Annotated in this window: 15 protein-coding genes; all 15 read left to right on the forward strand. The window is 42.2% G+C overall.

Annotation, left to right across the window (positions count from 1 at the left end; translation table 11 throughout):
* The first annotated feature begins 8 nt into the window (after positions 1 to 8).
* From flhB to AC58UW_RS05660, 15 genes are read left to right on the forward strand one after another with little or no spacing between them, the layout of a single operon-like run.
* Positions 9 to 1,103 (forward strand): flagellar biosynthesis protein FlhB, encoded by a 1,095-nt coding sequence (gene flhB, locus AC58UW_RS05590; protein WP_497419699.1) that lies wholly within the window; start codon positions 9 to 11, stop codon positions 1,101 to 1,103.
* A gap of 21 nt (positions 1,104 to 1,124) precedes the next feature.
* A complete protein-coding gene (gene flhA, locus AC58UW_RS05595) occupies positions 1,125 to 3,158 on the forward strand; it encodes a flagellar biosynthesis protein FlhA (protein WP_497419700.1) in 2,034 nt (677 codons plus the stop codon).
* Positions 3,155 to 4,471 (forward strand): flagellar biosynthesis GTPase FlhF, encoded by a 1,317-nt coding sequence (gene flhF, locus AC58UW_RS05600; protein ID WP_497419701.1) that lies wholly within the window; start codon positions 3,155 to 3,157, stop codon positions 4,469 to 4,471. Before flhA ends, flhF begins: the two co-directional genes overlap by 4 nt.
* On the forward strand, positions 4,468 to 5,337 hold the full coding sequence (locus tag AC58UW_RS05605) for a MinD/ParA family protein (protein ID WP_497419702.1): 870 nt from the start codon (positions 4,468 to 4,470) through the stop codon (positions 5,335 to 5,337). The genes flhF and AC58UW_RS05605 overlap by 4 nt, the downstream gene beginning before the upstream one ends.
* 48 nt (positions 5,338 to 5,385) lie before the next feature.
* Positions 5,386 to 6,498, forward strand: a complete 1,113-nt coding sequence (locus AC58UW_RS05610; protein ID WP_497419703.1) for a protein-glutamate methylesterase/protein-glutamine glutaminase — start codon at positions 5,386 to 5,388, stop codon at positions 6,496 to 6,498.
* Positions 6,499 to 6,552: 54 nt separating this feature from the next.
* A complete protein-coding gene (locus AC58UW_RS05615; RefSeq protein ID WP_497419704.1) occupies positions 6,553 to 8,622 on the forward strand; it encodes a chemotaxis protein CheW in 2,070 nt (689 codons plus the stop codon).
* Positions 8,623 to 8,649: 27 nt separating this feature from the next.
* A complete protein-coding gene (locus AC58UW_RS05620) occupies positions 8,650 to 9,111 on the forward strand; it encodes a chemotaxis protein CheW (RefSeq protein WP_497419705.1) in 462 nt (153 codons plus the stop codon).
* A gap of 36 nt (positions 9,112 to 9,147) precedes the next feature.
* Complete coding sequence (locus AC58UW_RS05625; protein ID WP_497419995.1) at positions 9,148 to 9,735, forward strand: chemotaxis protein CheC; 588 nt, start codon at positions 9,148 to 9,150, stop codon at positions 9,733 to 9,735.
* Entirely contained in the window at positions 9,732 to 10,226 is a 495-nt protein-coding gene (locus AC58UW_RS05630) for a chemotaxis protein CheD (RefSeq protein ID WP_497419706.1), read from the forward strand. The genes AC58UW_RS05625 and AC58UW_RS05630 overlap by 4 nt, the downstream gene beginning before the upstream one ends.
* A complete protein-coding gene (locus AC58UW_RS05635) occupies positions 10,226 to 10,660 on the forward strand; it encodes a hypothetical protein (RefSeq protein WP_497419707.1) in 435 nt (144 codons plus the stop codon). The genes AC58UW_RS05630 and AC58UW_RS05635 overlap by 1 nt, the downstream gene beginning before the upstream one ends.
* A 19-nt stretch (positions 10,661 to 10,679) precedes the next feature.
* Positions 10,680 to 11,468 carry a FliA/WhiG family RNA polymerase sigma factor gene (locus AC58UW_RS05640; RefSeq protein ID WP_497419708.1) on the forward strand — a complete coding sequence of 263 codons (789 nt, stop codon included), beginning with the start codon at positions 10,680 to 10,682 and terminating at the stop codon, positions 11,466 to 11,468.
* Positions 11,469 to 11,501: 33 nt separating this feature from the next.
* Positions 11,502 to 12,911, forward strand: coding sequence for a flagellar assembly protein A (locus AC58UW_RS05645; protein WP_497419709.1), 1,410 nt, complete (start codon positions 11,502 to 11,504; stop codon positions 12,909 to 12,911).
* A gap of 19 nt (positions 12,912 to 12,930) precedes the next feature.
* Entirely contained in the window at positions 12,931 to 13,254 is a 324-nt protein-coding gene (locus AC58UW_RS05650) for a hypothetical protein (RefSeq protein WP_497419710.1), read from the forward strand.
* A 41-nt stretch (positions 13,255 to 13,295) separates the two neighbouring features.
* Positions 13,296 to 13,886, forward strand: coding sequence for a hypothetical protein (locus AC58UW_RS05655; RefSeq protein WP_497419711.1), 591 nt, complete (start codon positions 13,296 to 13,298; stop codon positions 13,884 to 13,886).
* On the forward strand, positions 13,879 to 14,388 hold the full coding sequence (locus AC58UW_RS05660; RefSeq protein ID WP_497419712.1) for a hypothetical protein: 510 nt from the start codon (positions 13,879 to 13,881) through the stop codon (positions 14,386 to 14,388). The genes AC58UW_RS05655 and AC58UW_RS05660 overlap by 8 nt, the downstream gene beginning before the upstream one ends.
* Positions 14,389 to 14,501 lie beyond the last annotated feature (113 nt).

The following is a 14,501-nucleotide window of genomic DNA, read 5'->3' on the forward strand; positions in this document are numbered from 1 at the left end:
GGAAAGCCGTGTCCCAACAACGTCGTTTGCAGCTTGATTTACAATGGTTTGCTGGGGAAAAGACAGAGCCAGCTACGGCGAAGAAAAGGCAGGATGCACGCAAAAAAGGGCAAGTTGCAAAAAGTATGGACTTACCCGCTGCACTTATCTTACTCCTTTCATTCATGTCTTTTCTAATGTTTGGCGGGTACATGAAAGAGAAAATAATTAACATTTTTCGAAATGTGTATGAGAATCAACTGACGATGGATGTAACGGATAGCAATGTTCATGCGCTTTTCGCTGAACTGCTCAAGCAAGGATTTTTTATTTTAGGTCCTATTTTCCTTCTAGTAATGATCATCGCGATTATTGGGAACTATGCGCAGGTCGGGTTTATGTTTATCGGTGAGCCCTTGCTGATGAAATTCAACAAGATTAATCCTATAGAAGGATTTAAACGGATTTTCTCTTTGCGGACCGTAATGGAATTTTTGAAGTCTACTTTGAAAATGACAATTATCGGCTATGTGGTTTACACGACATTAATGGGAGAAAAGGCTAGACTATTGGGCTTGGGCCATGCCCCGTTGGAAAGCACGTTCTCGTTCATAGCGGCGGTTACTTTAAAGCTGGGTATAAAAATAGGGGCAGTTCTCATTGTACTTGCCATTTTTGACTATATTTATCAAAAATATGAACATGAGAAAAGTCTTAGAATGTCCAAGCAGGACATTAAAGATGAGTACAAAAAAAGTGAGGGAGATCCCCTCATTAAAGGAAAGATACGTGCCAAGCAGCGTCAGATGGCGATGCAGCGAATGATGCAGGAAGTTCCCAAAGCGGATGTCATTATTACGAACCCAACTCACTTTGCAGTTGCTCTGAAATATGACTCCACCAATATGCAAGCCCCTACCGTTATTGCGAAAGGCGCTGACTACGTAGCATTGAAAATTAAAGAAGTTGCCAAGACCAACGGTATTATCACGATGGAAAATAAACCGCTTGCTCGTGCGATCTTTGCACAGGTGGAAATAGGAGACTCGATTCCGGCTGAGCTGTTCCAAGCTGTCGCAGAAGTGTTGGCGTATGTATATAAAATGAAGGGCAAGACGAATTAATAAGAAGGGAGGTACAATCTAATGAGAGTCAAGGATTTGTTCGTTCTTATAGGTATTATTGGTATTGTTTTAATGATGATTGTACCAGTTCCAATCCCTTTGTTGGATTTTCTTCTAATCATTAATATCTCTATTGCTTTAATGATTATCTTGGTAGCCATGAACACGCAAGAAGCCTTGCAATTCTCAATTTTCCCATCCTTATTACTGATTACAACGTTGTTTCGGTTAGCATTAAACGTTTCTACAACTCGAAACATTTTGTCTCATGCAGAAGCAGGCGACGTGGTCAGAACTTTTGGTTCTTTCGTAGCGCAAGGAAATATCGTAGTGGGATTTGTCGTATTCCTTATCCTTGTCTTGGTTCAATTCATCGTAATTACCAAAGGTTCTGAGCGCGTTGCCGAGGTTGCGGCGAGATTTACGCTCGATGCGATGCCAGGTAAACAAATGAGTATCGATGCCGATTTAAATGCCGGTTTGATTAACGAAGTACAAGCCCGCGAACGTAGGCAAAAGATTGAACGAGAAGCAGATTTTTATGGTGCCATGGATGGTGCCAGTAAATTCGTAAAAGGGGATGCTATTGCTGGTATTGTCATCTTGGTCATCAATTTAATTGGTGGCTTTATTATTGGGATGACGATGAAAGGCATGGATTTCTCGGAAGCCCTTCAAACCTTCTCGATTCTGACGATTGGGGATGGATTAGTTTCCCAAATTCCTGCACTACTGATTTCAACGGCTGCTGGTATTATCGTTACAAGAGCATCTTCTGAAGGGAACTTAGGCCATGATGTTACCAAACAATTAACTGCACAGCCTAAACTTCTTTATATTGTTGCAGGTACTTTAGTGATGTTAGGGATTTTCACACCAATTCATTGGTTTACGACTTTTCCGATTGCTGGATTGTTGGTTTTTGCTGGTTACAAAATGCAAAAAAACTTGGAACGAGAAGCTTTCAAAGAAGAACAATTGGTGGAAGAGCAACAAATTGAGGAAGTTCGCAGTCCCGAAAGTGTTATCTCCTTACTTCAAGTCGATCCCATTGAGTTCGAGTTTGGTTACGGCTTAATTCCACTCGCGGATACACAGCAAGGCGGAGATCTACTTGATCGGATTATATTGATTCGTAGGCAATGTGCACTTGAATTAGGCGTAGTCGTACCTGTTATTCGGATACGAGACAATATTCAGTTACGTCCGAATGAGTATATCATCAAAATTAAAGGCAATACAGTGGCACGTGGCGAACTACTCCTTAATCACTATCTGGCAATGAGCCCAGGAATCGATGATGATTCAATTGCTGGTATTGAGACAACAGAACCTGCTTTTGGGTTACCTGCGATCTGGATTGATGAAATGACCAAAGAACGAGCCGAGTTGTCAGGATACACGGTTGTTGATCCTCCATCTGTAGTGGCCACTCATCTGACAGAAGTTATTAAGAAACATACACATGAGCTTCTTGGACGCCAAGAAACGAAAGCTCTCATTGATAATGTTCGCGAATCCTATCCTGCACTTGTTGATGATCTCATTCCTTCCGTTTTGTCGATTGGCGACGTTCAAAAGGTGTTGGCTAAGCTGCTTAAGGAGAAAATATCCGTTCGCGACTTGGTTACTATTTTGGAAACACTTGCCGATTATGGTTCTTATACGAAGGATCCCGAGATCTTGACGGAATACGTCAGACAATCCTTATCTAGACAAATTACGCAGCAATTCACTTCATTAGGAGATTCGTTGAAGGTGATTACAGTAGGTCCGTCAGTGGAAAAGAAAATTGCTGATTCTGTGCAGCAGTCAGATCAGGGAAGTTATTTAGCCCTTGATCCATCCTCATCTCAAATTATTTATCATCGCGTAAGTGAACAAGTAAGCAAATTAATTCAATCAGGACAACAACCTGTCATTTTAACATCGCCAACGATTCGGATGTATTTGAGACAATTGCTTGAAAGAACACTGCAAGATATTCCCGTTTTATCGTACAGCGAATTAGAGCCTAGCGTGGAAATTCAGAGCATGGGGGTAGTCAATTTATGAGAGTAAAAAGATACGTTGTTGATTCCATGCCTGATGCACTCCAGAAAATTCGCACGGATCTAGGGAAAGATGCGGTGATTCTTAATACCAAAGAAATTCGTACAGGTGGATTTCTGGGTATGTTTGGAAAGAAAAAGATTGAGGTCATAGCAGCGATTGATAATACCAGTTCGAATGCAGCTCCAACGGCACCGAAGGTTGCACCTCAGCTTCAACCACAAAAGCAGCAGCCGATAATTTCTCAAGCGTATGCAACAAAGTCTCAATCTCATCAATCTGATTTTCCGGATGTCCCGGATGTGCTCGCGAATGTTTCAGCAGTGAATGGACCTATTGCAGCAAAATATGGTGTGGATGCGCAAACAACTTTAACTCAATCGTCGCAACAAGCATATACACCGGCATCTGTTAATGCGCCGAATAAGTTTAGCTATCAAAAGGATGAGCACCTTATTGAGGAACTCAAACAGATGAAAGAGATGATGAAGAAGCTAACACAAGCCTCGGACGTGTTCGCGTTACCTGAGCCTTTACAAAAGCTTGAGCAGCGCTTAAACGATCAAGAAGTTGATCCAAAGCTAATTCGTCAAATAATAGATGAAACTGTTGCTGACTTTCAGCTTGCGGATGAGCCAGTTACAGATGAGAGTGCCATACAAATAGTTAAAGCTAAACTTGGTCAGGTTTTTCAGTCGGAACAAGGTAAGAAAATTTCACTGAATACGCGTGTTGTTCATTTTGTAGGCCCGACCGGAGTCGGTAAGACGACAACAATTGCCAAGTTGGCTGCTGAACAAGTGCTCAAGTATCAACGCAAGGTTGGTTTTATCACATCAGACACTTACCGAATTGCGGCTATTGAACAATTAAAAACGTATGCCACCATTTTGAACGTTCCATTAGAAGTTGTGTTTTCCCCGCAAGATTTAGTAAAAGCATTTCAAAACTTAGCAGATTGTGATGTTATTTTCATGGATACAGCCGGCCGCAATTTCCGTAATGAAATGTACGTCTCGGAGCTCAATTCCTTGCTCAAGACACAAGGAAATAGTGAGACCATTCTAGTCCTTAGTCTAACAACGAAATATAGAGACATGAAGGCAATCACGAACAACTTTAACAAATTTAAGCTGGATAAAGTCATTTTCACCAAAATGGATGAAACGGATTCTTACGGAGCTATTGTTAATATTGTTCATGAGTTCTCTCTTCAAATTTCGTATGTGACCAATGGTCAAAGCGTTCCTGATGACATCACGGAATTGAACGAGTGGCAAATCATTGATTTGTTATTGGAGGAACCTAGAGCATGAAGGATCAAGCAGAAGGGTTGCGGAACCTGGTTCAAATTCAGAATGATAAAGGCACAAAAACTACCAGGATTATTACCGTGACTAGCGGGAAGGGCGGCGTAGGGAAATCGAATGTTACGCTTAACTTTGCTTTAGCGCTTCAGTCCCAAGGTTATAAGGTTCTTGTTTTTGATGCCGACATAGGGCTTGCCAATATTGATGTGCTGATGGGCATTTCCTCTAAGTACAATTTGTATCACTTGTTGAAAAAGGAAAAAACCATTTGGGAGATCATCCAGAAGGGTTCAAATGATTTGGATTTCATCGCAGGCGGCTCAGGTTTCAATGATTTGCTTCGTTTAACGGAAGCTGAGCTTGACTACTTTGCTGAGCAAGTGATGCAGCTTAACGGTTATGTGGATTTCATCATTTTTGACACAGGTGCTGGATTGTCTAAAGAAACTTTGAAGTTCATCCTAGCAGCTGAGGAAACTTTCGTTGTAACGACTCCAGAGCCAACCTCCATTACTGATGCTTATGCGATCATCAAAATGGTTAATTCGATGGGACACGATGTGTCCTTTAAATTAATTATTAATCGAGTAACAGATTGGAAGGAAGGCAAGCAAACAGCTGACAAAATCGCTTTAGTAGCTAAACAATTTTTAGGAATTCAGATTCCTACATTAGGCTTTGTAGAAGACGATGCGTCAGTGTCAAAAGCTGTCAAAAAGCAAGTTCCTTTTACGGTTGCTTTTCCGAATTCAGTCGCGGCTAGGAGTCTCCAGTCACTAGTAGACGATTATATCAAAGGTTATCGCCTCGTTGATATTCCTTCTTCCGGTGTCAAGGGCTTTTTGAATAAAATGATGAAACTTTTGAAATAGGATTTTCGCGAGTTATGTCGAATTAGCACATAAAGGGAGGTAAACAGCATGGCACTTTATAACATACTGGTTGTAGACGACTCCGTCTTTATGCGAAAAATAATAAGCGATCTGATTTCAGATAATCCTCAGTATAACATCATTGGAACAGCCAAAAACGGACAAGAAGCTATTGATCAAGTGAAGCTTTTACGACCTGATGCAGTCACAATGGATGTAGAAATGCCCGTGATGAACGGTCTGGATGCGCTGCAACGCATTATGGCTGAGCAGCCAACTCCGGTGATCATGATAAGCTCCTTAACCGAGGAAGGGGCGTCAGAAACGATTAAAGCGCTTGAATGGGGTGCTGTCGACTTTATTCGAAAGCCATCGGGTTCCATCTCTTTGGACTTATATAAAGTAAAGCAGCTACTGCACGAAAAGCTGCAAATGGCTGTTCGAACCAAGTTGAGATCATTTCAGCCCATTCAGCAGCCGTCCGTGACGCCGAGAAGCAATTTAGCACCGCTTCAACTTCACAAAGTCGGTACATCAAAGCAATTAGATTCGAAGAAATCATTAGTGGAAAGTTCACCGAATTTTGAGCATCTTGTTGCAATTGGAACTTCAACCGGAGGACCACGAGCCTTACACCAAGTGATCTCGAATATTCCGGCAGGTTTTCCTGCTCCAATCCTTATTGTTCAACATATGCCGCCTAATTTCACGAAGTCATTAGCACAGCGTTTGAATGACATCTCTCAGATCCAAGTTGTTGAGGCAGCGGAGGGTGATGTGCTCAAAACAGCAACTGCTTATGTAGCGCCGGGAGGTTGGCATATGATTGTATACAAAGATGTTAACAAAACATACAAGATTAGACTTACAAAAGAAGATCCTCGTTCTGGCCACCGTCCTTCGGTGGATGTCATGTTTGAGTCCTTGCTTGGCCTGAAGGAGTTGAAGAGGCACATCGTCCTAATGACGGGGATGGGTAGCGATGGAGCCAGAGGTATGCTTTCCTTGAGGCAGTCGGGTGTGGAGACAACCATTGCCGAGTCTGAAGAAACGTGTGTAGTTTATGGTATGCCTCGGGCTGCTGTAGAGATTCAGGCGGCTATGCATGTACTCCCACAGCAAAATATTGCTGCCCGCCTGACGCAATGTGTACTTCCTTAATTGATGGAACAATGCAAGCAAGTTACTTGAAGATCCTATTGGAGGTGTGTGGTTTTGGAACTTAGTCAATATTTATCCATGTTTATCGATGAGTCGAAAGAACACTTGCAATCTTTGAATGAGAACTTACTAAGTTTAGAAAGCAACCCTCAAGATATTAGCATTGTACATAATATTTTTCGTTCTGCACATACGTTGAAGGGCATGTCTGCAACAATGGGATTTGAGGATATTGCTTCTCTCACACATGAAATGGAAAACGTTCTGGATATGGTCCGCAACAGTAAAATCGAAATGAATTCGTTCATTTTTGATTGTATTTTTAAAAGTTTAGATTCTCTAGAATCCATGGTAGAAGACATTATTCAGGGCGGTACTGGAAAAGCTGATGTTACTCCAATTGTGGTATCACTGCGGTCCATTGTGACTGGTGAGTACAAAACAGCTTCAGCAACAGTTGCTGCGGCAGATAAGGAACCTGCTAAAGGCATAGAAGTAGATGAATTTCAATTTTCAATCCTACAGCAATCAATTGATGCGGGTTTTCTTGTTTTCTACATAGAAGTTAACGTCAATGAGAACTGTGTTTTGAAAGCCGCGCGCGCCTATATGGTGTTTGATGCATTGGAGAGAATGGGTGAGATCGTCAAAGCGACGCCATCTGTGCAAGAGATCGAGCAAGAGAAATTTGACCGCTCATTCTCGCTCTATTTTATATCGCAAGTTGACCAGGCAACGCTAGAAAAAGAGATTCTTAGCGTTTCAGAGATTGAATCAGCTGTAATTATTACGGTAGACTCTGAGTCTTTGGTTGAATTATCTACTCCTCGGAGTGAAGTTGAGGCAGCAAGACAAGAAATCGCTGCTGCTGTAGCAGCCGTTGAGGTGCCAAATCCAGCAGTTTCTGTAGCGAGCACACAGAATGCAGTAGAACCTGCAGCATCAAAGCCGGCTGCTGGCGGCGCCCCAGTTGCAAGCCGTACGATTCGTGTCGACATAGAGCGGCTAGACGCATTGATGAATCTTTTTAGCGAATTGCTGATTGATCGTGTACGTTTGGAACAGCTGGCTAGTGAGGTTAAGCGCAATGATCTAACAGAAACTGTTGAACACATGTCTAGAGTAAGCAGCGACTTGCAAAATATTGTTCTAAAACTTCGCATGGTGCCTGTTGATTCCGTATTCAATCGCTTCCCGAGGATGATAAGGGATTTGGCGAAATCACTAGATAAGAAAGTAGATTTAGTGATCACTGGTGCGGAAACCGAATTAGACCGTACTGTTATTGACGAGATTGGTGACCCACTTGTCCACTTACTGCGTAATGCTGTAGATCATGGTATTGAGTCAATCAGTGACCGTGTAGCCGCAGGGAAAAGTGAACATGGAACCATCCAACTTCGTGCCTTCCATAGCGGAAATCATGTATTTATCGAGATTGAAGAAGATGGAAGAGGCATTTATAGAGAGAAAGTATTAAAAACGGCTCTTAAAAATGGACTTGTAACTGCTGAACAAGCTGCAAAGTTGACGGATAAGGAAGTTTACAACCTACTGTTCGCTTCTGGCTTTAGTACGGCCGAAAAAATTTCAGACATCTCTGGTCGCGGCGTGGGACTTGATGTTGTGAAAACCAAGATTCAAATGCTTGGCGGACATGTACAAGTCGACTCGAAGCCTGGCGTAGGCAGTAAATTCTCTGTTCAGCTCCCACTAACACTTTCTATTATTTCAGCCATGTTGGTTCGACTTGGCAGTGAGAAGTATGCTATTCCTTTATCCTCTATCGTGGAAACTTCAGCGATTCAAAAGAGTCAAATTCGCAACATCCATGGCAACAAGATGGTGGATTACCGCAAGTCAGTTATTCCTCTCGTATCTTTGAGCACATTGTTCGAAGTGCCGGATTTCAATGAGGATCTTGAAGAGGAAACTGAGATTGTTGTTGTTCGTAAAGGGGACAAGCAAGTGGCACTGATGGTTGATGAATTTATCGGGCAGCAAGAGATTGTTCTCAAAACACTAGGCAAATATTTAACAGGTCTGTTTGCGATCTCGGGTGCTACGATTCTTGGAGATGGGCAAGTAGCTTTGATTATTGATCCAAACGCATTGATTAAATAACTACATAATTCTAAGGAGGATATTACAATGGGAGAAGAAAAAAAAGTAATCGTCTTCGCACTTGGATCGGAAGAGTATGGCGTGGAAGTCGAGAAAGTCAGAACGATTGAAAGAATGCAGCCAATGACACGTGTTCCGAAAGCGCCTGAATTTGTTAAAGGTGTGATCAATCTTCGTGGTGTGGTCATTCCGATTATCAATTTGCGCTCACGTTTTGGACTTGAAGAGCAAGCAACTTCAGATGCTTCTCGTATTATCATCGTATCAGCAGGTGAGTTTGAAGTCGGCTTAATCGTAGATTCAGCCAATGACGTTATTGACCTTGATACCGATAACATTGATACTCCACCAGAAGTTGTTGGCGGCATTAAAGCGAAGTATCTGGATGGAATTGCGCGTGTCGGTGAGGAAAGATTGCTAGTACTGCTTAATTTAGAGCAGGTTTTAAACCGCGATGAAATTCTACAGTTAGAAAGATTAGAGGACTAGCTTGTGGACGTTTTTAGTCAGTTGGCAGATTTTCAAATGGATGTTCTCAAGGAAGTTGGCAATATAGGCGCGGGGCATGCTGCTACCGCCCTATCTACGCTATTGGATAAACCGATCGATATGCTTGTGCCCAAAGTCAGGATGCTTCCTTTTGAAGAAATTTGTGATAGTGTTGGCGGGGCTGAGACGGTTGTTCTGGCCATTTTCTTACGGGTAGATGGGGATGCTCCGGGAAATATGTTCTTTATTCTCAATTTAGATGCTGCCAAGAATATACTGCGGGATCTGATTGGCTTGAAAATTGAAGATCAAGAAGAGTATTCCGAGCTAGAGTTATCTGCTTTAAACGAAATAGGCAACATTCTTGCCGGGTCTTATCTATCTTCTCTTGCTGATTTTACTAACTTGAACATGCAGCCTACAGTCCCAGCATTAGCGATTGATATGGCAGGTGCGATATTAAGCTATGGTTTATTGCAATTTGGTCAAATGGGTGATCAGGCGCTCCTCATCGACACCAAATTTTTGGAAGGGGAAAATGAAGTACAAGGACATTTCTTCCTAATTCCTGATCCGGAATCGTTTGGCAAAATATTTTCGGCATTAGGAGTAGATTCTTCATGACCCAAGATAATTTGATTAAAGTTGGCATGGCTGACCTGAATGTTACACAACTTACAGGCGTGTTAAAAACAACAGGTTTAGGCTCATGTGTGGGCGTCACGCTTTATGATAGCCGAGTGAAAGTAGCGGGAATGGCACATGTCATGCTGCCATCCTCTGAAATTGCGCGTGAAGGCTCCTTGAACATTGCGAAATACGCGGATACAGCAATTCCTGAGTTAATCTCCAGAATGGAGCAGTTGGGGGCCAGCATTAATAAGCTTGAAGCTAAGCTTGCCGGCGGGGCTCAAATGTTTGCTTTTGCTGGAAATAATGATACGATGAGAATTGGCCCGAGAAATGTTGAATCCTGTAAAGAAATGTTGAATAAATACAGAATTCCAATTCGTGCAGAGGATACTGGAGCGAATTACGGTCGAACGATAGAATTTAATAGTGAAACCGGTATTCTAGTCATTCGAAGCGTCCAATTAGGAGTGAAAGAAATTTAATGATGATTGGTACCATTCGAATAAATTTCATTGTGGCAGGTTTGGCAGGTTTATTTACTTTTAGCTTATCGATTGGCAATAATTTATTGCTATCTTCTTGTCTAAAAAGTGTATACAGTTTTCTTATTTTATTTATTCTTACCTTTGGCTTTCGATGGGTGTTAGGTCTGATGATTGGGGCTGAACACGCGGCAGGACACATACAACTTGCGAATTTGACACCAGATTCATCTGTTGGTCAAACTTTGGATTTGACGACTCCAGAAGAAGATGAGGAAACACGTGAACTGTTGAAAGCTAGCTTGGGCAATAATCATACGCCTTCATCAGCTGACATGCAATTTTCACCACTGAATCCACCTAAGTTAGTCACCAAGAATAATCTGGACCCTGAACAACTGGCGGGTGCCCTAAGGCGAATGTCAGAAGACTAAGGATGGTGAAACGTAAATCATGATCGAACAAAAGCAATCACAACTAGCGAATTTCGACTTATGGAAGCAGTGGAAGGAAGATGGCTGGGTTCCCGCTAAGCAGGCACTGATTGAAAGTTACTTGCCTTTAGTCGATTATGTTTCAGGACGTCTAGCCATTGGACTACCCAAAAGCGTCTCGAAAGAAGACCTGTCCAGCTATGGCGTGATGGGTCTAATTGATGCCGTGGAGAAATTTGATTACGTCCGCGGATTACAATTCGAAACTTATGCATCCTGGCGAATCCGTGGCTCTATCATCGATGGTCTCAGGCAAGGAGATTGGGTCCCGCGATCTGTTAGAGAAAAGGCCAAAAAGGTTGAAGAGGCCTACCAAAAGCTTGAACAACAGTATCTTCGTTCTGTGACCGATGCCGAAATCAGCGCATACTTGCAGGTTAGTGAACAAGATTTCCAACAGATGCTTCAAGATATTTCTATTACTACTGTGTGTTCCATCGATGATCCAATTCGGGAAGAAGATTCGGAAACACGACTTTCATTACTTGTTGATGAAAAAGCTAAAAACCCGGAGTTTCAAGTAAATGAGTTTTATCTGAAGGAGTCGCTAGCTAAAGCTATTGAACGTTTAACAGAGAAGGAACGTACTGTGGTTTCGTTATTTTATTTCGAGGAACTATCTTTAAGCGAAATCGCCGAAGTAATGAGCTTATCTCCTTCGCGTATTTCGCAACTACATTCAAAAGCGATTCTTCGTTTAAAGGGTGTACTTAGCCGATTTAAGAATCAGCTATTTCAAGATACATAATATAAACTTGCTAAAGTTGAAGGGTGGAATTCCATGCTTGAGAGGAACATGCCTTTAGAATATTACATCAATATTTCCATCTCGAATGATAAATTATCAGCATTTTTACTTATAAATAATGTAGATGATACTCTTTATGTAACAGCTGATCAATTGGAAGACTTAGCACAGAAAAACCGCATTGTACATGGTTTGAATCGACCATTACTTGCTCAAATAGCTGCAAATCCTAAGTCTTTTTATCAACAAAATCTAGTTATCGCTGCAGGGACGAAAGCAGAACCAGGTGCTAACGGCTATATTTCTTATATTTTTGATTTTGATGAGAATGACAAAAAACCTCAAGAGCTGGATGACGGCAGGGTCAACTATAAAGAAGTGGTATCCCTACATAATGTAAAAAAAGGACAGCTTATCGGGCAGCGTTTCTTGGCTACTGAAGGAACTCCCGGACGTGCAGTAACCGGTGAGACGATTTTGACTAAAGCTGGGAAAGAAGCTCGTTTTAAAATTGGTAAGAATGTCATTGCAGACGCCGAACAAAAGGGGCTTTATGCCTTGATTGATGGGATGGTTGTAAAAACAGATCGAGATAAGTTTAACGTATTTCCTGTCTATGAAGTGAATGGAGATGTAGACTATCATATTGGAAATATTGATTTTATCGGTACTGTTGTTGTCCGCGGCAATGTGTTGCCTGGTTTTAAAATCCGTGCTGCGGGCGATATTCGCGTCACTGGAGGCGTTGAAGCTGCAGAGCTTGAAGCGGATGGCTCAATTGAGATAAATGCTGGCATTGTAGGTCAAAATAAAGCTTTTGTGAAAGCCGGTAAAAATGTAAAGAGCTCTTTTATTCAAGATGCTACCGTTGAAGTGTTAGGCGAATTGAAAGTCTCACAGAGCATCATGCATTCAACCATTCGAGCTGGCAAAGCAGTTAGCTGCAATGGAGCTAAAGGGCTCATCGTTGGAGGTACCATTCAAGCGGGAGAACGTGTGACTGCGCGTACAATCGGAAACTCCATGTCAACCACAACTGTCATTGAAGTGGGGGTATTACCGGAACTCCGTAATGAAATGATACATTTGCGAAATCAACTGAGGGTCTTTATGGAGAATTTGGATAAAACAGATAAAGCCCTTTCATTGTTGGATTCATTAGCAGCTGCTGGTCAACTGACTCCGGATAAACTTGCGATGCGAGTTAAGCTGAATCATACGAAAAAGCAAGGTGTCGAAGAGCAAAATACGATTAAGGAACGTATTCTTGAGATCGAAAAATCATTAGAAGATTCCGAACAAGCGAAGGTTGAGGTTTTGTCGACTGTTTACGGAGGAACTAAGATTGTCATTGGGCGCTATACGAAATTCATCAAAGATTCGACGAATCGAATGACGTTCCGTTTGCACGAAGGAGATATTTCAATGAGTGCCTACGTGTGAGTGAAGGGGTGGGTAAGCGATGAGTTTTAAAGCCATCGATTTACAGTTCGCTGTACACAAAAACGATGAGGCGGGAATTCGTCAAAATCAGTTGATGCAGAAACCGCGCCAAGATGAGACTATCTTAGAAAATCAAGCGGCTCAATCTACTGTGAAAGATCGACACCACAGCAGCAAGCTTGAAGAAAGCGCTAAAGCTGATATCAATGACCATGGTGGGCAGAAGCAGCAGATGGCAGAGAAAAAGTCTAAGAACAGAAAGACTTCGTCCGCAGTCTCTTCTGAACCTGAACATCAACCGAATCATCCGTACAAAGGTCATCATATTGATTTATCCTTATAATGCGTTATTTCATTTATAGAAAAAGGTGAACATAAGTGGCTATGCAGCCTTGGATGTATGTCGTGCTTTTAGGACTGGTTGTGATTGTTTATGCGCGTTTCCTACCTAAGGAACAAGTGACAGCCTCCGGCAAGATGACTGTCGTTCAGGAGATCGAGGAGACGATAGAACACTTTGCCGCTGAGATGGATGAGCAGAATCAATCGCTGCTGAGCCTGTTCTCGAAGACCAAACAAGATTACGAGGTTGAACTTGCCAAGCTGGCAGGCAGGCTGGAAACTTTGGAGAAGCAGAAACATGAGCTGTCGCAAGAGTTGACTAAAGTGCATGTCAAAGATCAAGTGAACCTAGCTAGCCTAGCTTCAGTTCCTGCCGTGGATTTAGCGTTTGGGCAACAGGCAGCCGCGGTAGACCCTCATTTCATGAATTCTGCTTTAGTCGTTGAACCACCTATTATGGAAGAAGAGCCGGTTTATGTGGGTTTGAGTATGAAAAGCCGATATGCTGAGCTTTTTTCTTTGCATGATCAAGGTAAAGGCGTTGAAGCTATCGCTAAGAAATTAGGGATGAATAAAGGTGAGGTTAGTTTGATTCTACAGCTTTCCCGACAGGAGGAGCAGACCCGTGCTTAAAAATCGTTCGTATATTTTAGGTATTGGAACTGGGATTATTGTTGGAGCATTGTTGCTGCAAATGATGTCAGTTCGGGCAAGCGTTCCGGGCAAATCTGGCTTGGCTCTTGATGAAATGGATCCTCAGAAGTTGAAAGAGGAAGCCACTAAATACTATCAAGTGTTTGATTTAGGCACTAAAATGTATACGCAAGCTGAAATGGATGCTTCTGTTCAAAAAAAGGTGAAAGAAGAAACGGACAAACTAGCCGCGGCTAAACCTCAAGACCAGCCTAAAGTAGAGACAGTTATTAGAACGGTTGTCTACGTGCAGCCAAATCTTGATGCAACGGCTGTTAGTGAGCTTCTTTTGAAATCCGGTCTAATTTCCGATCGCAAGGCATTTGCAACTGAGCTTGAAAAGCAAGGTGGGAACACCAAATTGCAAGTTGGCTTCCACGTTTTTGAAGGGCAAATGGATTTACAGAAAGTTGTGTCGAATCTCATAACTTCCCAGCAGTAGACGCTCAAATTGATCTTTATTTTGAGGTCTTTTTTTATTCAAACATCCCTATTGTCACGGGAAAATACGTTATCGACAAAAGGTTGCATAGGGATTTGAGTTGTGGTATATTT

This window comes from Paenibacillus sp. J22R160 (assembly GCF_059692135.1).